General features: G+C 66.3%; 18 protein-coding genes and 1 pseudogene. 1 reads left to right on the forward strand and 18 read right to left on the reverse strand.

The features are described from left to right. Position 1: 1 nt before the first annotated feature. The 3 genes from LOC57_RS04950 to LOC57_RS04960 all read right to left on the reverse strand — a co-directional run bounded on the left by LOC57_RS04950 (position 2) and on the right by LOC57_RS04960 (position 3,716). The gene (locus tag LOC57_RS04950) at positions 2 to 748 is read right to left on the reverse strand and encodes an L-ribulose-5-phosphate 4-epimerase (RefSeq protein ID WP_229958497.1); all 747 of its coding nucleotides are present in this window, start codon (positions 746 to 748) and stop codon (positions 2 to 4) included. After that, positions 745 to 2,433, reverse strand: coding sequence for a ribulokinase (gene araB / locus LOC57_RS04955; protein WP_229958584.1), 1,689 nt, complete (start codon positions 2,431 to 2,433; stop codon positions 745 to 747). The genes LOC57_RS04950 and araB overlap by 4 nt, the downstream gene beginning before the upstream one ends. 125 nt (positions 2,434 to 2,558) lie before the next feature. Next, complete coding sequence (locus LOC57_RS04960) at positions 2,559 to 3,716, reverse strand: LacI family DNA-binding transcriptional regulator (protein ID WP_331460634.1); 1,158 nt, start codon at positions 3,714 to 3,716, stop codon at positions 2,559 to 2,561. A 24-nt stretch (positions 3,717 to 3,740) separates the two neighbouring features. Between LOC57_RS04960 and LOC57_RS04965 the strand changes: the two genes are divergently transcribed. After that, a complete protein-coding gene (locus tag LOC57_RS04965) occupies positions 3,741 to 5,738 on the forward strand; it encodes an APC family permease (protein ID WP_229958499.1) in 1,998 nt (665 codons plus the stop codon). A gap of 1 nt (position 5,739) precedes the next feature. Here LOC57_RS04965 and LOC57_RS04970 read toward each other — a convergent pair. From LOC57_RS04970 to LOC57_RS05040, 15 genes and pseudogenes are all read right to left on the reverse strand, one after another. Then, positions 5,740 to 5,970, reverse strand: a pseudogene (locus LOC57_RS04970) (ATP-binding cassette domain-containing protein); the annotation flags it as partial. Between the two features lie 52 nt (positions 5,971 to 6,022). Further along, the gene (locus tag LOC57_RS04975) at positions 6,023 to 6,655 is read right to left on the reverse strand and encodes a cell division protein CrgA (RefSeq protein ID WP_229958501.1); all 633 of its coding nucleotides are present in this window, start codon (positions 6,653 to 6,655) and stop codon (positions 6,023 to 6,025) included. Positions 6,656 to 6,726: 71 nt separating this feature from the next. Continuing rightward, on the reverse strand, positions 6,727 to 8,109 hold the full coding sequence (dnaB, locus tag LOC57_RS04980; protein ID WP_227912268.1) for a replicative DNA helicase: 1,383 nt from the start codon (positions 8,107 to 8,109) through the stop codon (positions 6,727 to 6,729). Between the two features lie 530 nt (positions 8,110 to 8,639). After that, positions 8,640 to 9,089: a 50S ribosomal protein L9 gene (gene rplI, locus LOC57_RS04985; protein WP_227912270.1), complete on the reverse strand. Its 450-nt coding sequence runs from the start codon at positions 9,087 to 9,089 to the stop codon at positions 8,640 to 8,642. Positions 9,090 to 9,106: 17 nt separating this feature from the next. Further along, positions 9,107 to 9,346 (reverse strand): 30S ribosomal protein S18, encoded by a 240-nt coding sequence (gene rpsR / locus LOC57_RS04990; protein WP_003800144.1) that lies wholly within the window; start codon positions 9,344 to 9,346, stop codon positions 9,107 to 9,109. A gap of 149 nt (positions 9,347 to 9,495) precedes the next feature. After that, positions 9,496 to 10,062, reverse strand: a complete 567-nt coding sequence (locus LOC57_RS04995; RefSeq protein ID WP_229958503.1) for a single-stranded DNA-binding protein — start codon at positions 10,060 to 10,062, stop codon at positions 9,496 to 9,498. A gap of 35 nt (positions 10,063 to 10,097) precedes the next feature. After that, positions 10,098 to 10,448, reverse strand: coding sequence for a 30S ribosomal protein S6 (rpsF, locus tag LOC57_RS05000; protein ID WP_227912274.1), 351 nt, complete (start codon positions 10,446 to 10,448; stop codon positions 10,098 to 10,100). A 201-nt stretch (positions 10,449 to 10,649) separates the two neighbouring features. Continuing rightward, positions 10,650 to 11,930: a M18 family aminopeptidase gene (locus LOC57_RS05005; RefSeq protein ID WP_227925896.1), complete on the reverse strand. Its 1,281-nt coding sequence runs from the start codon at positions 11,928 to 11,930 to the stop codon at positions 10,650 to 10,652. A gap of 158 nt (positions 11,931 to 12,088) precedes the next feature. Beyond that, positions 12,089 to 13,084 carry an ABC transporter permease subunit gene (locus tag LOC57_RS05010; protein WP_229958505.1) on the reverse strand — a complete coding sequence of 332 codons (996 nt, stop codon included), beginning with the start codon at positions 13,082 to 13,084 and terminating at the stop codon, positions 12,089 to 12,091. Between the two features lie 4 nt (positions 13,085 to 13,088). Further along, on the reverse strand, positions 13,089 to 14,045 hold the full coding sequence (locus tag LOC57_RS05015; RefSeq protein ID WP_229958507.1) for an ABC transporter ATP-binding protein: 957 nt from the start codon (positions 14,043 to 14,045) through the stop codon (positions 13,089 to 13,091). Positions 14,046 to 14,163: 118 nt separating this feature from the next. Beyond that, on the reverse strand, positions 14,164 to 15,093 hold the full coding sequence (locus LOC57_RS05020) for an ABC transporter ATP-binding protein (RefSeq protein ID WP_227912280.1): 930 nt from the start codon (positions 15,091 to 15,093) through the stop codon (positions 14,164 to 14,166). 15 nt (positions 15,094 to 15,108) lie between these two features. Beyond that, positions 15,109 to 15,954: an ABC transporter permease gene (locus LOC57_RS05025; protein ID WP_227912282.1), complete on the reverse strand. Its 846-nt coding sequence runs from the start codon at positions 15,952 to 15,954 to the stop codon at positions 15,109 to 15,111. After that, positions 15,951 to 16,976: an ATP-binding cassette domain-containing protein gene (locus LOC57_RS05030; protein ID WP_229958509.1), complete on the reverse strand. Its 1,026-nt coding sequence runs from the start codon at positions 16,974 to 16,976 to the stop codon at positions 15,951 to 15,953. Before LOC57_RS05030 ends, LOC57_RS05025 begins: the two co-directional genes overlap by 4 nt. Positions 16,977 to 17,043: 67 nt before the next feature. Then, on the reverse strand, positions 17,044 to 18,237 hold the full coding sequence (locus tag LOC57_RS05035; RefSeq protein WP_227926047.1) for an MFS transporter: 1,194 nt from the start codon (positions 18,235 to 18,237) through the stop codon (positions 17,044 to 17,046). A 23-nt stretch (positions 18,238 to 18,260) separates the two neighbouring features. After that, on the reverse strand, positions 18,261 to 19,943 hold the full coding sequence (locus LOC57_RS05040; RefSeq protein ID WP_229958516.1) for an ABC-F family ATP-binding cassette domain-containing protein: 1,683 nt from the start codon (positions 19,941 to 19,943) through the stop codon (positions 18,261 to 18,263). Between the last annotated feature and the right edge of the window lie 21 nt (positions 19,944 to 19,964).

Genomic DNA, 19,964 nt, shown 5'->3' on the forward strand with positions numbered 1-19,964 from the left:
GTCAGTGCGCTCCTGAAGTCGAAGGGGTTGCAGGTGTTGGCGAGGGGACGTCCGGCGTGCCCTGCCCGTAGACGTTCTGGTACCGGTGGAACAGAGCGTCAATATGCTCGGGGTCAATGGGCACCGGTTCGCCCAGTTGCCGGGAGAGGTGCACTGTGCGGGCAACGTCCTCCAGCATGACGGCGGCTTTCACGGCGTCCCGGGCATCGCGGCCCACGGTGAACGGCCCGTGGTTGCGCATCAGGACCGCACGGGAACGGTGCCCGTCCAGGGTGGCCACAATGCCGCGTCCGATCGAGTCGTCCCCGATCACGGCAAACGGGCCCACCGGTATTTCGCCGCCGAATTCATCTGCCATGGCGGTCAGGACGCAGGGCACCGGCTCTCCCCGGGCGGCCCATGCAGTGGCGTACGGGGAGTGCGTGTGCACCACTCCGCCTACGGCGGGCAGATGCCGGTACACGTAGGCATGCGCGGCGGTGTCGCTCGACGGTGCCAGGCCGGCTGCGGAAGCACCGGGGACCGGCTGCCCGTCGCCGTCGCAGAGGATGAGGTTCGCCGGTGTCAGCTCCCCGTAGGCCACGCCGCTGGGCTTGATCACGAAAAAGTCGGTGCCGGGCACCCGGCCGGAGATGTTTCCGGCGGTCCAGGCCACCAGTCCGTACCGCACCAGCTCAGCGTGCAGCGCCCAGACCTCCTGCCGGACCCGGTCCGCGGCCTCCTCGAGGTCCGGTGTCAGCTCGTTCACGCCGGCACCTCCCGGACCTGGTGAGCCGAACGTTTAAGCGCCTTGAGCCGGCGCATCACTTTGTTGCCGCCCCGGCCAAAGTAGTCGTGCAGGGCCGTGTATTCGGCGTAGAGCACGGAATACGCCTCGGCGCGGACCGGATCGGGCAGGTATTCGTTGCGTTTGATCCGGCCCATGGCGGCCGCGGCGTCGCGGACGTGGGGATAGGCACCGGCGGCGACGGCGGCGTGGATGGCTGAGCCGAGCGCCGGGCCCTGGTCGCTGCCGATCACGGAGATCGGCATGCCCAGCACATCGGCGTAGACCTGCATGAGGAAGCGGTTCTTGATCAGTCCGCCGGCGGCGATGAATTCCGTGACGGGCACCCCCGAGGCGCCGAAGGCCTCCACAATGGTGCGCGTGCCGAATGCGGTTGCCTCCAGCAGGGATCGGTAGACCTCGTGCGGCCGCGTGGCGAGGGTCAGGCCCACCAGCAGCCCCGAAAGTTCGTGGTCCACCAGCACGGAACGGTTGCCGGACTGCCAGTCCAGGGCCAGGAGCCCGTGGGCACCCACTTCCTCCCGGGCTGCCTGTTCGGTCAGCAGTTCGTGGACACTCAGGCCGCGCGCCGCCGCTTCCTCCGAGAGTTCAGCGGGCACGAAGTGCTTGGTGAACCAGCCGAAAATATCGCCCACGCCGGACTGTCCGGCCTCGTAGCCGTATAAACCGTCCACAATCCCGCCGTCCACCACGCCGCACATTCCGGGAACCTCACGCAGGTGCTCGGCACTCATCACATGGCAGGTGGATGTGCCCATAATGGCGGCCATCTGGCCGGGGGCCACGGCCCCGGCGGCCGGCGCGCACACGTGCGCATCCACGTTGCCCACAGCGACGGCGATCCCCGCGGGGAGGCCGGTCCAGGCAGCCGCCTGGTCACTGAGGGTGCCGGCTGACGAGCCGAGCCGTCCAATGGGATGTTCCAGTTTCTCCGCCACAAAACCTGCGAAGTCCGGGTTCAGCGCCGCCAGGAAGTCCGGGTCCGGGTAGGCGCCGTCCTGCAGGATGCCCTTGTAGCCGGCCGAGCAGGCGTTGCGCACGTAGGTGCCGGTCAGTTGCCAGACAATCCAGTCCGCCGCCTCCACCCAGTGGTCCATCCGCTCGTACAGCTGCGGGTCTTCCTCGAGGAGCTGCAGGCCCTTGGCGAACTCCCATTCGCTGGAAATCAGTCCGCCGTACCGCGCCAGCCATGCTTCCCCGCGGTCCGCCGCGAGCTTGTTGATGCGGTCCGCCTGGCCCTGTGCCGCGTGGTGCCGCCACAGTTTCACGTAGGCGTGCGGGCGGTCGGCGAGGCCGGGAAGTTCGTTCAGCGGCGTGCCGTCGGCGGTCACGGGGACCATGGTGCAGGCAGTGAAGTCCGTGCCCACCCCGATCACCGACGCCGGATTGATGCCGGCGGCCCGGATGGCGGCGGGCACGGCTTCCCGCAGCACTTCGATGTAGTCGGACGGGACCTGCAGGGCCCAGTCGGAGGGAAGCGGCGAGCCGGTAGCCGCCAGCACGGAGTCCATAACCCCGTGCCGATAGGTGGAGACCGCCGAACCCAGCTCGGCGCCGTCGTGCACCCGGACCACCACAGCACGTCCGGACAGGGTGCCGTAGTCGATCCCCACTACATGTGCGGGGGCTGTACTGGTCTGGCTCACGGTGACCTCATTGTCAGCGGGACCGCGGATCCGCGGAATAAGAATCCGCTGCGGATTGTGAACGGTCACATTGGTATTTCGAGCCAGACTACTCTTGGAAATGTGGCGTGCGCCACACTGATAGATTACGTTTTGATAACGGCCGGCGGCGGCGGTGCGGTGGACGCCCGGCGGATAAGGCGCGGCGCCACATCTCCGGCCGTGGGCGGTGCCTCACCGCGCAGCTCCGCCAGAAGCACGGCGATGCACCGGCGTCCCAGTTCCGGAAAGTCCTGCCGCACCGTGGTCAACGGCGGCAGGAAGTGTCCAGCCTCAGGAACGTCGTCGAAGCCCACCACACTGAAATCCGCAGGGACGCGCAGCCCGGCTTCGGCATAGGCATGGACCAGGCCAAGGGCTATGTGGTCATTCCCGCATACTGCCGCACTGAACCTCTCCTGCGCGCGCAGGGCCACGCCCACCCGGTAGCCGGACTCCGCCGTCCACTCCCCCGCCGGCACAACAGCGGGGGGCAGGTCCCAGGCGGCCATTTCCTCCAGGTAGCCCTGGCGGCGCGCCTGGGTCTCCACCCATTCCTGCGGTCCGGGCACATGCACCACGTCACGGTGCCCCAGTTCCAGCAGGCAGCGGGTAGCCAACCGGGCGCCGGCCAGCTGGTCCACGGACATGCGGTGGTCCTCGCTGTGCAGGGAGTGCACGGTGACAAAGGGAATCCGGATGGAGAGCTGCTCAATGACCGCCAAGGTCCGGGACTGCGGGGCCAGCAGGACCAGGCCTTCGACGGCGTGGCTCATCAGGCGGTCCAGTGCCGCTTCGATGGAGGCCCGGTCCGCGGTGTCGATGTGCGCGGCATCCACTACGTAACCGGCTTCGTTGGCCGCCGTCTGCACGGCCTGCAGGCTGGCCGTAGGTCCGTATTCGGCACCCGAGGCCACCAGCGCGCCAATAATCCGGGATTCCTTGGTGACCAGCGCACGGGCCGCCCGGTTGGGTCGGAACTGCAGCTCCTCCATGGCGTCCAACACCCGGCGGCGGGTTGATTCGCGCAGGTTCGCGTGGCCGTTGATCACGCGGGAGACCGTCTGGTGGGAGACCCCCGCCGCTGCCGCCACATCCCTGATATTCGCGGCACGCCGCGGCCGATCGGAGCCAGCACCATCCACAGAGACCATAGTCGTAAACGGTACTGCACCAGCACCGCCCCGGCACCCGCCGCCGTCGCTGTCCGGTGTCCCGGCCTGCGGGGCCAGCAGTGCCGTGCCCGGGCTTCTGGACAGTGCCAACAGACCGGTCTAACGTAGGACCTCGTGCTCACATTCTTCAATGCGCTCAAACGCATTCTGGTCGGGCGTCCTTACGGTAATGAACGCCTTGCGCACACCCTGCTTCCCAAGCGGATCGCGCTTCCGGTTTTTGCCTCTGACGCATTGTCCTCGGCTGCCTACGCGCCGGATGAAATCCTGCTGACCCTGGCGCTGGCCGGGGTCGCTGCCGTCACCGTATCCCCGTGGGTGGGTTTGGCCGTTATCGTGGTGCTGCTCACCGTGGTGGCCTCCTACCGGCAGAACGTGCACGCCTACCCCTCCGGCGGCGGTGACTACGAGATTGCAAGCACCAACCTCGGCAAGCCCGCCGGGCTGACCGTCGCCTCGGCACTGTTGGTGGACTATGTGCTGACGGTGGCTGTGTCCATGTCCTCGGCGGCGTCCTATCTGGTGACTGCCGTTCCGGCGCTGCACGGCACCCAGGCCACCATTGCCGTGATCGGCGTGGCGGTGCTGGTCCTGGTGAACCTGCGCGGTATCCGTGAGGCGGGCGCAGTGTTCGCCGTGCCCACCTACATTTTTATGGCTTCGGTGGTGGGCATGTGCCTCACCGGCCTGATCCAGTTCCTCTCCGGCAACCTGCGGGAAGCTCCGTCCGCCTCCTTCGGGCTGGTGCCCGAGGCCGGCCTGGACGGCGGCCTGGTGGGTCTGGCCGGGGCGTTCCTGCTCCTGCGGGCGTTCTCCTCCGGGGCTGCCGCGCTGACCGGCGTCGAGGCCATCAGCAACGGGGTGCCCACCTTCCGCAAGCCCAAAAGCACCAATGCCGCCACCACGCTGCTGCTCCTGGGCGTGATTGCCACGGCCATGATTGGCGGTATCCTCGCCATGGCCAACCTGACCAAGGTGCATGTGGCCCAGGACCCTGCCACCCAGCTGACCGTCAACGGCGCACCGGTGGGTGAGGACTATGTACAGCATCCGGTGATCAGCCAGCTGGCCGAAACCATTTTCGGCGGCGGCAGCCTGCCGTTCTACGTAGTGGTGGCCTCCACCGGCCTGATCCTGGTCTTCGCCTCCAACACCGCGTTCAACGGTTTCCCGGTCCTGGGTTCGATTCTGGCCAAGGACGGGTACCTGCCGCGCCAGATGCGCACCCGCGGTGACCGGCTGGCCTTCAGCAACGGGATTATCTCCCTGGGCCTGGGCGCGCTGGTGTTGATCGTGGCCTTCGACGCCGACGTCACGCGGTTGATCCAGCTCTACATCGTTGGGGTCTTTGTATCCTTCACCGCCAGCCAGCTGGGCATGATCCGGCACTGGACGGCCAAGCTGCGCACCGAACGGGACAAAGACGCACGACGCCGGATGCAGCGGTCGCGGGCGATCAACGCGGGCGGCTTCGGCATGACTGCCCTGGTGCTGCTCATCGTCATTATCACCAAGTTCACACACGGCGCCTGGATTGCCCTGCTTGCCATGGCCGTGCTCTACGTGATCATGTACAGCATCCGGGTGCACTATGACACAGTCGCACGCGAGCTGGCGCTGAAGGAGGACGAACACGGGCTGGCCCTGCCTTCCCGGGTCAACGCGGTGATCCTGATCTCGCAGGTCCACAAGCCCGCGCTGCGGGCCATCGCCTACGCCCGGGCCTCCCGCCCGTCGAGCCTGAACGCCATCATTGTGGACATTGATCCGGAAGAGACCCGGCGTACCCTGGCCGAATGGGAGCGCCTGCAGATCCCCGTCCCGCTGACGGTCCTGTCCTCTCCCTACCGCGAGACCATCTCGCCCGTCCTGGCGTATCTGCGCGAGGCCCGCCGCAACGCCCCGCGGGAACTGTTCGTGGTGTACATCCCCGAATATGTGGTGGGCCGCTGGTGGGAGCAGCTGGTACACAACCAGACAGCGCTGCGGATCAAGGCGCGGCTGCACTTCGAACCGGCCATCATGGTTGCCAGCGTGCCGTGGCAGCTCGCCTCCAGCCACGATGCGCACGGGGAACCCGCCGGCGGACCGGGCGCACACAACCGGGGCTGAACTAAAACAGCAGGCCCCGCCCGGTCCAGCGGCGCCGGAGCCAGCGGTCGTGGCTGGCCAGCACGACCGTTCCGGGATACCGCAGCAACGCTTTCTCGAGCTCTTCCGCCAGCACCAGCGACAGCGACAGGTGGTTGGTGGGTTCGTCGAGCAGGAGCAGCTCCGGCGGCTCCGCCATCAGCCCGGCCAGGGCCACCCGGCGCCGCTGCCCCGGCGACAGTGCGTGCAGGGGCTGTGCCGCGGACGCGGGCGCGGAAGTCTAGGACAGGAACATGCCCCCGGTGCTAGTGGGATTCCCCGGGGCGGGCAACGCCGCGTCCGGCCAGGACCGAGTTGTACGCGTACTCGGTAAGCCGGCCGTCCTGCACCGCCTGCTGCACGGCCGTGAAGGAACGGGGACCGTCATCGGCGCTGTAGGGGAAGTGGATCAGTTCGGCGATCAGTTCCCACTCCTCGGTAATGGAGTCGATGAGGTCCGCCGGGGTTTCGTCGGCGCTGCCGGGCAGGGCCGTCCAGGCGCCGTCGGGAACCCGGTAGGCCTCCAGGCGGTCGAGGTCCGCTTCCAGCTCCGCCAGGGAAGCATATTCGGCCTGCGCCTCCGGCGGCACCGAGCCGTCCGGTGTGGCCAGCTGCCCCACGAATGTTGTATCGGAGGAGGGATAGACGGACGTGGGCACCGGCTCGCCTTCTTCGAGGTAGGCGGGCAGCTGCGAGGGCATCCAGTACCACGCATCACCCTGGTCCGCGCCGCCGGGCTGGTTCCGCTCGCTGACCCAGCCGCGCGAGGTCAGCAGCTCCTCGGCGTCGTCACTGAAGTAAGCGGTCTCCCCGCTCAGCATGGCGTTGATCTCATGCTCGGCCCGGCGGGCCTGCTTTTTCTTGTTGACGGCCTTCTTGCGGGGCTTGGACTTGGGCACGGCGGATCTCCTGCTGTGGTGGGTGGAACGAAGCGGTGGGGGACGGGGCGGGGCGCTGGGACGGGCGGCAGCTAGAAGCCGCTGCCGCCTTCGACCGCCATGTTGGAGAAGCGCGAGTAGTGGCCCTGGAAGCCCACCACGATGGTTTTGGTGGGACCGTTACGGTGCTTGGCCACGATCACGTCTGCCTCACCGGCCCGCGGCGATTCCTTGTCGTAGATGTCCTCGCGGTGCAGCAGGATGACCATGTCGGCATCCTGCTCAATGGAGCCGGATTCACGCAGGTCGGAGACCATTGGCTTCTTATCCGTTCGCTGCTCGGAACCACGGTTCAGCTGGGACAGGGCGATCACCGGCACTTCGAGTTCCTTGGCGAGCAGCTTCAGGGCACGGGAGAACTCGGAGACTTCCTGCTGGCGGGATTCCACGCGCTTGCCGGAGGACATCAGCTGCAGGTAGTCCAGCACGACGAGCTTGAGGTCGTGGCGCTGCTTCAGGCGGCGGCACTTGGCGCGGATTTCCATCAGGGACATGTTGGGGCTGTCATCGATGAACAGCGGAGCGTCGTTCATCCGGCCCATGGTGGTGGCGATCTTGCCCCACTGTTCGTCCTTGATGGTGCCCTTGCGCAGGTCCTGCAGGCCGATGGTGGCCTCCGCTGAGAGCAGGCGCATGGCAATCTCGTTGCGGCCCATTTCCAGGCTGAAGAAGACAGTGGTCATGTTGTGCTTGATGGCGGCCGAGCGGGCGAAGTCCAGTGCGAAGGTGGACTTGCCGACGGCGGGGCGGGCGGCAATGACGATCATCTGCCCGGGGTGCAGTCCCTGGGTGAGTTCGTCGAGTTCGTAGAAGCCGGTGGGCACACCGGTCATGCCCTCGCCCCGGTGCCCGGCGGACTCGATCTCGTCCACGGTGCCTTCGATGATGTCCTTCAGGGGGACGTAGTCTTCCGCTGTGCGGCGTTCGGCGACGGCGTAGATCTCGGCCTGGGCAGCGTTGACGATGTCGTCCACTTCCATGCCGTCATTGGAGTAGCCGAGCTGGACAATCTTGGTGCCGGCGCCGACCAGGCGGCGCAGGACGGCCCGTTCCCGGACGATTTCCGCGTAGAAACCGGCGTTGGCCGCGGTGGGCACAGACTGGATGAGAGTGTGCAGATATGCGGGACCGCCGATACGGGTGATTTCGCCGCGTTTGGTCAGCTCATCGGAAACGGTGACGGCGTCAGCCGGTTCGCCGCGGCCGTACAGGTCAATGATGGCTTCGTAGATGGACTCGTGCGCGGGACGGTAGAAGTCAATGCCGCGCAGCACCTCGACGCAGTCGGCAATGGCGTCCTTGGACAGCATCATGCCGCCCAGCACCGACTGCTCGGCGACCAGGTCCTGAGGAGGTGTCCTCGCGAAGTCCGGACTTGATGATGATGCCTTGGAGTCCGTATGCGTGAGCGACACTGTGACCCTTTCCAGGATAAAAGAATGGTGCGATCCCAGCCCTGCAGGGCACCGGACCATTAGTATCAGCCGGCTCCGACCATCCGGCAGGAAACCGGCGGCGGTGCTGACTGATCCGGACCGGCGGGCATGCGTGGCGATGAAGGGATTCACCGCAACCGTATGCCTCTGCGGCCTTCCCGACAAACGGGTTATCCACAGGTCTTGTGGATAGGTTGTGCATAACACGGCGTGTCTTGTGCACAGGTTGGGTATAAGCATGTGGATAAATATTCAGTTTTTCCACAAATACCGCTCTGACTAGGGCAAACGCTTGTCCACACCTGTGCAAACCAACTATTTTCCGCCGCGCCCGGGTGTCGGGTCCGTGTTGACAGCGGTGCTAAATGGGCATATTGAGCGGGATTTTCCCCAACCCGTGGTGACGATATCCACAAGAACCAAGGCTGCTGTGGAAATAAACACCCCGGGAACGCAGAACACCCCCCGGCTCGGAAGCCGGAGGGTGTCCTGCGCAACTGCGTTGGACGCTAGCTGGCAACGACCTCGAGGTCGATGACGGCAGCAACGTCGTCGTGCAGGCGGACGTTGGCCTGGAAGGAACCAACCGACTTGATGTGCGTCGGCAGTTCAACCTTGCGCTTGTCGATGGCGCCGAGACCGGCAGCCTCAACAGCAGCAGCAACATCTGCGGGCTTGACGGTGCCGAAGAGGCGTCCGGATTCCCCGGCCTTGACGGTCAGCTTGACCGGCTTGGCGGAGAGAGCGGCAGCCTGCTTCTGAGCATCTTCCAAGGAAGCGTGCTCACGGGCAGCGCGGGCAGCCTTGATGGACTCAACCTGCTTCTCGCCACCCTTGGTCCAGGTCAGAGCGAAGCCGCGGGGCAGGAGGTAGTTACGTGCGTAACCGTCCTTAACCTCGATGACGTCGCCGGCAGCGCCGAGACCGGTTACTTCGTGGGTCAGAATGAGCTTTGCCATTAGTGTGGTTCCTTTCCTTAGCCGCGGCCAGCGCCGGAGTACGGCAGGAGAGCAACTTCGCGGGCATTCTTGATTGCCTGGGCGATCTTGCGCTGTTCCTGCACGGTTACGCCAGTTACGCGACGGGCGCGGATCTTTCCGCGGTCGGAAATGAACTTGCGCAGCAATGCTACGTCCTTGTAGTCGATGACAGTGATGTCAGCGGCCTTCAAGGGATTGGACTTTGGTTTGGGCTTGCGAAGTTCAGCCTTAGCCATCGTGGAGCTCCTTATGTCTAGTGGAGCCCGTGGATACATATTCCACGGGATGGGCTCGACGGCGGTTGCCGTCTGAGGATGGCGCCCAGGGGCGCCGGGTGAAGGGCTGCTTGCGCCGAAAGGTGTAAGCCGCTCTTCGGGTGAAGGGGTTAGAAGGGCGGATCGTTGGAATCCGGACCGTTGCCCCATCCGCCGGAGTTGCCGCCCGCAGGGGCACCCCAGGGATCGTCAGCCGGCGCGGACTGCGGCTGCTGCTGCTGGCCGCCACCCCAACCGGAGTTGGAGTTGCCGCCGAAGCCGCCGCCGCCACTGCCGCTGTTGCCGCCGAAGCCGCCGCCGCCACCGCCGGAGCGCTGGGTGCGGGTGACCTTGGCAGAGGCATAGCGAAGCGAGGGGCCGATTTCGTCGACCTCAAGCTCCATAACGGTGCGCTTTTCGCCCTCTTTGGTTTCGTACGAACGCGACTTCAGGCGGCCCTGGCAAACTACGCGGGTTCCCTTGGTGAGGGACTCGGCGACGTTTTCAGCTGCTTCACGCCAGACAGACGCACGGAGGAACAGCGTTTCGCCGTCCTTCCACTCGTTGGACTGACGGTCGAAGGTCCGAGGGGTCGAAGCAATGGTGAAGTTCGCCACTGCCGAACCGGACGGAGTGAACCGCAGTTCCGGGTCGTTGGTTAGGTTACCGACGACGGTGATTGTTGTCTCGCCTGCCATGAAAGCCTCCTGGTATCAGTACGGGTTGTCCGAAATTACTCTGCGGAAACCTTTGCAGCGTCCTTGGCGGCCTTCTTGGCATCCTTCTTCGAGATCTTCTGCTCTTCCGGGCGGATGATCTTGGTGCGCATGATGGTCTCGTTCAGGTTCAGCTGGCGGTCAAGCTCAGCTGCTGCTGCGGGCGTACCGGTGAAGTTAACCACCGCGTAGATGCCCTCAGACTTCTTCTGGATTTCATAGGCCAGGCGACGACGGCCCCAGATGTCGACCTTATCGATGGTTCCACCATCGTTGCGGATTACATTGAGGAACTTGTCGAGCGAAGGCTCGACGGTACGCTCTTCGACCTCGGGGTCGATGATTACCATCAGTTCATAAGCACGCATTTGTGAACCCACCTCCTTTGGGCTGTACGGTCACGGTATTTCCGTAACAGGAGGTTCTTTTGCGTTGTCTCCCCTGAGCACGCGGCTGATCCGCGGCAAGGGGAATCTGCCGGCCAAAGCCGACAGCACAGACTTTCCTATCCTATCCGATTTCCGCAGGCCGGAAGAACACGGACCGTCGGTACGCGGCGTCCTGCGCGGTCACGGTGCTCCGGCGCTGAAGAACAACTCCGCCACGGCGGCCAGGCGCAAGGGGTCCTCCACGCCGGCCATTTCCCGTGCCGAATGCATGGACAGCACCGGGATGCCGACGTCGACCGTCCGGATTCCCAGCCGGGTGGCGGTCAGCGGGCCGATGGTGGATCCGCAGGGCACGGAGTTGTGGGACACGAACTCCTGGAAGGGCACACCCGCGCCGGCGCACAGGCGGGCCCACTTGGCCGTGCCGGGCGCATCGGTGGTGTACCGCTGGTTGGCATTGATCTTCAGGAGCGGCCCGCCGTTAAGCACCGGATGGTTCGCCGGATCGTGGCGCTCGGCGTAGTTGGGATGCACGGCATGGCCCACATCAGCGGAGATGCAGAAGGATGCGGCCAGGCCGCGTGCCCGCTCCGCGGCAGTGGCACCCAGCCCGTCACTGATCCTCAGGAGCACATCCTCCAGGAACGGGCCTGCTGCGCCGGACCGGCTGCCGCTGCCCACTTCTTCATGATCAAAGGCTGCCAGCACCGCAATGGGGGCGGCAGGCGCAACATCGGCACCGATCAGGGCTGCCACACCGGCATGGACCGAGGTGAGGTTGTCCAGCCGGCCGGAGGCGAAGAACTCCCCTTCGGCGCCGAAGACCTGTGCCGGCTGGGTATCCGCCGCCACAATGTCGTAGCCGCCGATCTCTTCGGGGGCCAGCCCCGCCTTGGCTGCGAGCAGCTCGACCAGGTCCGCAGCGGACGGGTCGCCCAGTCCCCACACCGGGTTCATGTGCTGCTGCTTGTCCAGTTTCAGGCCCTCGTTCACTGCGCGGTCCAGGTGGATGGCCAGCTGCGGGAAGCGCAGCAGGGGCCCGGTCTCCACCAGGTGCTCCACGCCGTCCAGGGTGACCATGCGGCCGGCGAGCTGCAGTTCGCGGTCCAACCAGGAGTTCAGCAGCGGACCGCCGTAAACCTCGACGCCGGCCTGCAGCCAGCCGAGGCGTCCGGTGGTGGGACGGGGCTTGAGCTTGAAGGTGGGCGAGTCGGTGTGGGTGCCCAGGATGGAGAATCCGGTTGCCGGGCCGGCGGCATCCGGAGTGACCCACGCGATGAACGCGCCGTCCCGGACGACGTAGTACTTCCCCGGTGAGTGCGGGAAATCCCCGGTCTCTTCCACTTCGGTAAAGCCGGCTGCTGCCAGGCGGCGCGCACCTTCGCGGGCGGCGTGGAAGCTGGACGGGGAGGCGCTGACAAACGCGCCGAGATCATTTACGTGGGCCAATGCGTCAGACATGCTCCGATTCAACCAGAGCGAACAGCGGCGGCGTAACCGGCAGCCGCCCCGAACGTAACCAACCCCCGGAAGCACGCTTCCAGGGGTTGGGGAGGAGGTGTCCGGTGAAGGCGGGGCGGCCGTTCTTCCGCTGCCGCCTTCACCGAAGTTTTGGGGGCCTAGACGTCGCGCCTCTTGGTGGCGACCAGGGATGCAACAAGCAGGACAGCAGCCCATGCGGCAAGGACCAGCCCGCCCTGGAGCTGGGTAAGATCACCATCGGCGATCGGTCCGGCGGAGACCAGCTGCGCTCCGGCGTTGCTGGGCAGGAACCGTGCGGCATCGGGGATCCAGTCCGCAAGCCCTGACACAATCTGCACCACCAGCGGCAGGACGAAGATGATGCCGATGGCCGTCACCACTCCCCCGGCCGTGTTCCGCAGCAGGGTGCCGATGGCCATGGCGAACACCGCGATGAGGGCCAGGCAGGTTCCGGTGTTCAAGATGCTGGCGAGCACCCCTTCGTCACCCAGGGACAGGCTCAGGTCAGCAGTGCCCAGGATCGGCCGGGCAATCAGGTAGGAGATAAATGCGGCTCCGGCGCCCACCACAAAGGAGACCACGGCGATGATCAGGTTCTTGGCCAGCAGCGCCGGGGTGCGCTTGGGCACAGCACTGAAGGTGGAGCGGATCATTCCGGTGCCCCATTCCGAGGCGATCAGCACTACGCCCAGCGAGGCGATCAGCAGCTGGCCGAAGAAGAGTCCGCTGGCCGGGATGTCGCGGACCAGGCTGTCCGCCGCCGGCGGTCCGGCCTGGGTGTCCACGCCCGGGGCGGTCTGTTCGGCGGGAGCGGTTGCACCCTCGGGAACGGCGGGGGCGGTTGCACCCTCTGGGACGGCCGGAGCGGTTGCGCCCTCCTCTCCCGGGACTGCGGAAGCGCTGGCCCCGGCGGCGGGAGCGGAATCACTGGCGAGCTGGGCGGTTCCCCAGGCCGCGAGGCTTGCGAGGCCGATCATCACCACTACGGTCACGGCCAGGAGGATTACGGTGGACGGTACGGTGGTGACCTTGATCCATTCGGACTTCAGCACCCGCAGGAAGTTCACGCCGGATCCGGCAGGGCCGCCGGGTGCGGTACCGGTCTGGTTTTTGTCGGTGGTTGCAGTGCTCACGGCTTTAATTTCCCTTCCCGGCAGAGGCTGCGGCTGGAACTTGTTCCTGCGGCAGGTCCTGGGACCGGTATTCAACGTCGTCACGGGTCAGTTCCATATAGGCGTCCTCGAGGGAAACCTGCTGCGGGGTCAACTCGGTGATCAGGATGCGGCGCGCCAGCGCAGCCTCCGCAATGCTGCGCGGCTCCGCGCCGGTGATTTCCAGCAGGCCGGCCTCCTTGCGTTCTCCCGTGACCTCCGGGTCGGCTGCCAAGGCCTGGAGCAGTTCATCCGGACTGTCCGTGCGCACCAGGATCCGGTTCCGGCCCTGGTTGGCGATGACGTCGGCAATGGGGGCATCAGCGATGATCCGGCCCCGTCCAATGACGATCAGGTGGTCTGCAGTCTGCGCCATTTCGCTCATCAGGTGTGATGAGAGGAAAACGGTGCGTCCTTCCGCGGCAAGCCCGCGGGCCAGATGCCGCACCCACAGCACACCCTCCGGGTCCAGCCCGTTCACCGGCTCATCCAGGATGACGGTGTGCGGATCCCCCAGCAGCGCCACGGCGATGCCCAGCCGCTGGCCCATGCCGAGGGAGAACCCGCCCACCCGCTTCTTCGCCACCGGCGCCAAACCGGTGAGTTCAATGACGTGGTCGACGCGCTTGGCGGAAATGCCGTGCGTTGCTGCCATGGCACGCAGATGGTTGTAGGCGGTGCGCTTGGTGTGCACTGCCTTGGCATCGAGCAGGGCGCCGACTTCACGCAGCGGCGCCTTGTGCTGGGCGTAAGGCTTGCCGTTGACCAGCACAGAGCCGGAGGTCGGGTTGTCCAGGCCCACGATCATGCGCATGGTGGTGGACTTGCCGGCCCCGTTCGGGCCCAGGAAGCCGGTGACCTTGCCCGGCTGGACGGTGAAGGAAACGTTTTCGACGGCGGTCTTGGTGCCGTACCGCTTCGAGAGGCCGGTTGCCTCGATCATGGATGGTCCTTAGGAGTTGACTGCGCCGGACTACTGCCTTGGCTTTCTTCAGCCTAGGCGAGCGCAGGGCGTAAAGGGACCGGCACTAAGGATGACCCGGGATGATTCAGGGTCCCCCCTAGGGATGACTCAGGGGTCCGCTCAGGGACTGGTACTCCACCTCGCCACGGGTCAGCTCCATGTACGCGTCTTCCAGCGACACCTGCTGCGGGGTCAGCTCGGTGACCAGGATGCGGCGGGCCAGCGCTGCCTCGGCAATGCTGCGGACCGGAACATCGAAGACCTCAAGCTGGTCCTCGGCAGTGCGCCGGACTTCGGCACCCGGGACCGCCGCGGCCAGGGCGTCCGCCAGCTCCCCGGCGTCGTCGGCACGTACCAGCGTGCGCTGCCGGCCCGCACCGGCGATGACTTCCTCCATGGGTGCGTCCGCCAGGATCCGGCCGCGGCCAATCACAATGAGATGGTCGGCGGTAACGGCCATCTCGCTCATTAGGTGGGAGGAAATGAACACCGTCCGCCCCTCCGCTGCCAGTTCCCGGGCCAGGTGCCGGACCCACTGCACGCCCTCGGGATCCAGGCCGTTGACCGGTTCGTCGAAGATCAGGGTTTGCGGATCGCCCAGCAGGGCCACGGCTATGCCCAGCCGCTGCCCCATGCCCAGGGAAAAGCTGCCTACCCGTTTCCGGGCCACCGGGCCCAGCCCGGTCAGGTCAATGACGGCGCGGATCCGCCGGGCCCCGATGCCGTGGGTGGCGGCCAGGGCCCGCAGATGGTTGTACGCGGTGCGGCGCGGATGGACCGCCCGGGCTTCCAGCAGCGCTCCCACCTCGTGCAGGGGCGCCCGGTGCCGGGCGTAGGGCAGGCCATTGACCGTCACCGTCCCTGCGCTGGGTTGGTCCAGGCCCAGGATCAGGCGCATGGTGGTGGATTTGCCGGCACCGTTGGGGCCGAGGAACCCGGTGACCTTGCCGGGCTGGACGGTGAAGGTAATGCCGTCAACGGCGGTTTTTCCGCCGAACCGCTTGGCCAGGTCCTGTGCCTCGATCATGGGATGTCCTTTGCGCTAGCGCGAACTGATGGACTGGAATTTCCTTACCGCCAGGGGCACAAACACCACCAGCAGGACCAGTGACCCGATCACCACCGTGGGGATGGCGTTCTGCATCGGCCAAGTGTCCGGAACGGGCGCGGTGCCTACATTGCCGAACAGCTCCCGCGCCGCCTGCACCAGGGCGGAGACCGGATTCCAGTCCGCGAAGATGCGCAGCGGTTCCGGGAGCGTGGAGCTCTGCACAAAGGCATTGGAGATGAACGTGATGGGGAACAGGATGATGAAGGACGCGTTGTTGATGGTCTCCGGAGTGCGGACACTCATGCCCAGCAATGCCATGACCCAGCTGAAGGCGTAGGAGAACAGCAGTAGCAGCCCGACAGCAGCCAGGAACGATGCGAAGTTGGTGTTGACCCGCCATCCCACCAGCAGCCCCGTGCCCATCATGATGATCATGGAGATGGCGTTCAGCGCGAGGTCCGAGTTGGTCCGTCCGATCAGCACTGCGGAGGGGCTCATGGGCAGGGTACGGAACCGGTCGATGATTCCTTCCTTCAGGTCCTGCGCCATGGCCGCGCCCGAGAAGGTGGAACCGAAGACCACCGTCTGGGCGAAGATGCCGGCCATCAGGTACTGCGTGTAGTCGGTGCCGGCAACATTGATGGATCCGCCGTAGACCTGGCTGAACAGCAGGACAAACATGATCGGCTGCAGCACGGCGAAAATGATCATGTCCGGTGAGCGCTTGATCTTGATCAGGTTGCGCTTGGTGACGGTCCATCCGTCGCCGGCCCAGCGCACGGGTGCGCTGGAGGCCGATCCGGTCCGGATGCCGGCTGCCGATACCGCGGCGTTCATCGGTGAGCCTCCTCTTTTTCCGTTTCGGCGTCTTCCTCCGCCGGGCGCCCCGTGAGCTGCAGGAAGACATCATCCAGGGTGGGGCGGCGGATGCCGGCGTCGTGGAGTTCGACGCCGGCCGCATCCAGCTCACCGAGCACGCGCTGCAGGGCGGCTGGCCCGTCGATGACGGCGACTTCGAGGGTGCGGCCGTCCCCCGAGGCGTGGGGCTCACCGGAGCCGTGCCGGGCCAGGATGGCCGCCGCACTCTCGGCATCTGCCTGGTCCACCAGGGCCACGGCTACCCGGTGCCCGCCGATCTGCGCCTTCAGGTCATCGGAAGTGCCTTCGGCGATGACTTTCCCGTTGTCGATGACTGCCACCCGGTCCGCGAGCTGGTCCGCTTCCTCCAGGTACTGGGTGGTCAGCAGCAAGGTGGTGCCGCGCGCCACCAGGTCCTTGATCACCCCCCAAAGGGCGATGCGGGAGCGGGGGTCCAGTCCGGTGGTGGGCTCATCCAGGAACAGCACCCGCGGCTGGTTGACCAGGGCTCCGGCCAGGTCCAGGCGCCGGCGCATGCCGCCGGAATAGCCCTTCACGGGACGGTTCCGGGCTTCGGTCAGCTCGAACATGTCGATCAGTTCCGCTGCGCGTTCCTTCGCCTGCCGCCCGGGCAGGTGGTAGAGCCGGCCCACCATGTCCAGGTTCTCCAGGCCGGTGAGGTTTTCGTCCACCGCGGCGTACTGGCCGGACACGCCGATGGCGCGGCGGACCGCCTTGGGATCAGCGATCACGTCGAGGCCGTCAATGACGGCCGTGCCGGAGTCCGCCCGGATCAGCGTGGTCAGGACCTTGACCGCCGTGGTTTTCCCGGCTCCGTTGGGACCGAGCAGGGCGGTGACCGTTCCCTGCGGAACGGAAATGTCCAGTCCGTCCAGGGCGCGGACGGGACCGGACTTGGAGGAGTAGACCTTGGTCAGCCCTTCGGCATGGATCAGCGGTGCTGACTGCATGGGTGATGCTGGTTGCAGGAAAGGGGACATGCGTTCGAGGGTAGGACCGGGACCCCGTCCGGCGCCCGCCCAATGCGGACAGGACCGGTCCGCAGCTTTAAGCGGTTTCGGAAACGGCTTTCCGCTCGGCTGCGGCAGGAGCGAAAACGAGGGACAGCGCTATCGCAAGGCCCACCGTCAGCAGGGCATTGCGCACGCCCCAGTGTTCACCGAGGAAGCCAAGCACCGGCGGGCCCACGAAAAAGGCCATGTAGCCGATGGTGGACACCACGGATACGCGTCCCGCCGCGTGCAGCGGGTCCTCGCCGGCCGCGGACATTCCCATGGGGAAGCCCAGCGCGGCGCCTATTCCCCACAGGACCGCCCCGATCCCGGCCAGCACGATATTGGGCGCCAGCACAAAGAGCAACAGGCCGGCCAGGGCAGCGCTCATACATATCCGCAGCGCCGGGACACGGCCGATCCGGTCAATCAGCCGGGCACCGAACCAGCGGGTAAGGGTCATGGCTGCCACGAAGACGGCGAACATCAGCGCGCCCGTGGATTCACTGGTGCCCAGCCCGTCCACCGTTGCCTTGGCCACCCAGTCGTTGGCCGCCCCTTCGGTCAGGGCGGCGCCCAGGACGACGACGCCGATCAGCAGCGTGCGCCCCTCGCGCCAGGCACCGAACCGGGATGCGGGTGCTCCGCCGGCGCCCTCGGCATGCGCCGGGTGCGGAAGGTGAAGGAAATCGCGCGGGACAATCAGCACCACAAGGGCCACCACGGTGAGGATGGCCAGCAGGTGCAGGGACAGGGACACACCTGCGGCGGACAGTCCGGCCCCGATCAGGGCCCCGGTGAAGGACCCGGCACTGAACGCGCCGTGGAACTTGGGCATGATGTTCCGGCCCAGCCTGCGCTCGACGTCGGCGCCTTCCAGGTTCATCGCAACGTCCCAGCCGGCAATACCCACGCCGAACACCAGGAGACCGGCAGCGGTCAGCGGAATGGAGCCCAGGTGCAGGCCCGCGGCGATGGCCAGGGACGCCGCCGACGACGTCAGGCCGCCAACCCGCACAGTGCCGGCGGTGCCGATCCGCTGAGCCACCGAACCGGCCAGCGGCAGCGCGGCCACCGACCCGATGGCCGAAAACAGCAGCAGCAGGCCCACGCCGGCAGCACCGATCCCCAGGTCCTGGGCAGCGGCCGGGATGCGGGCGGCCCAACTGGCGAACACCAGGCCGTTGAGCCCGAAGCACACGAACACGGCGATAAGTGCCTTGTTCAGGGCAGTATCAGAGGGGTTCATATGGGTCACGCCAATATTGTCCCCTACCGAACCCGGTCCACCCGTTTTTCGTCCCAGACCGGCGTATCGGACTCGTAAACCCTGCCGTCGGAACCGAATACCAGGAACCGATCGAAGCTGCGGGCAAACCAGCGGTCGTGCGTGACCGCCAGTACGGTGCCCTCAAACGCGTCGATCGCCTTTTCCAGTGCTTCGGCCGAGTGCAGGTCCAGGTTGTCGGTGGGTTCATCCAGCAGGAGCAAGGTGGCGCCGGACAGTTCCAGGAGCAGGATCTGCAGCCGGGCCTGCTGGCCGCCGGAGAGTGATTCGTATTTCTGTTCCGAGGACGCCGCCAAGCCGTAGCGGTCCAGGGCACCGGCGGCCGCTTCCCGGCCCAGTCCGGAACGGTGCTCATCGCCGCGGTGCAGGATGTCCAGCAGGGTCTTCTCGGCCAGGTCCGGCCGCATCATGGTCTGGGCAAAGAAGCCGGGCCGGATCCGTGCGCCCAGTTTCACCGTGCCGCCGTGCGGTACCGGCGCAATCTCCACCTCGGAGACCGGCTCGTGTTCCTTTTCCGGATCAGTGCCGCCCAAAGCGAGCAGGCGCAGGAAGTGGGACTTCCCGGAGCCGTTGGAGCCGAGTACGCCCACCCGGTCCCCGAACCAGATTTCGGTGCTGAACGGCTTCATCAGCCCGGTCAGTTCCAGCTTCTGTGCCACCACGGCGCGTTTGGCGGTGCGCCCGCCGCGCAGCCGCATCTTGACGTTCTGCTCCACCGGCAGGGCTTCGGGCGGTCCCGCCTCGAGGAACTTCGCCAACCGGGTCTGGGCCGCCTGGTAGCGGTTGGCCATGTCGGAGCGGAACGCCGCCTTGTTCTTGTACATGTTGACGAGTTCCTTGAGCTTGAGGTGCTCCTCGTCCCAGCGCCGGCGCAGTTCCTCGAACCGGGCATTGCGGTCTTCGCGGGCCTTGACGTAGCTGCCGAACCCGCCGCCGTGGATCCAAGCGGAAGCACCGTTGATCCCGGGTTCCAGGGTGACGATCCGGGTGGCGGCGTTGTCCAGCAGTTCCCGGTCGTGGCTGACGAACAGCACCGACTTCTTGGACTGCGCGAGCTTGTCCTCCAGCCATCGCTTGCCGGGCACGTCCAGGTAGTTGTCCGGCTCGTCCAGCAGCAGCAGCTCGTCCGGCCCGGCAAAGAGCGCCTCCAGGACCAGGCGCTTCTGCTCACCGCCGGAGAGCGTGGCGGCCTTGCGGTACTGGGCCCGGTCAAAGGGCAGACCCAGTGCGGCCATGGTCACTTCGTCCCAGACGGTCTCCTGCTCATAGCCGCCGACGTCGCCCCAGTCCGTGATCGCGGTGGCGTACCGCATCTGCGTGGGCTCGTCGTCGTGCTCCGTCATGGCCAGTTCGGCGGCGTCCACTTCCCGGGCTGCTGCTGCCAGCGCCGGCGGAGCGGCGGAAACCAGCAGATCCCGGACGGTGCTCTCATCCCTGACCTGGCCAACGAACTGGCGCATGATGCCCATGTTGCCCGAACGGGCCACGGTGCCCTCGTCCGGGACCAGGTCACCGGCAATGATCCGCAGCAGGGTGGTTTTACCGGTGCCGTTGGGTCCGATCAGCGCCGTCTTGTGCCCGTCGCCGACCTTGAAGCTGACGCCGTTGAGCAGCTGCCGGCCGTCGGACAGGAAATAGTCAATATTGGATACGTCGAGGTGCGCCACGTATTCATCCTCCCATTCCGC

Origin of the sequence: Arthrobacter sp. zg-Y750 (assembly GCF_020907365.1) — a bacterium.
Classification (GTDB): Bacteria; Actinomycetota; Actinomycetes; order Actinomycetales; family Micrococcaceae; genus Arthrobacter_B.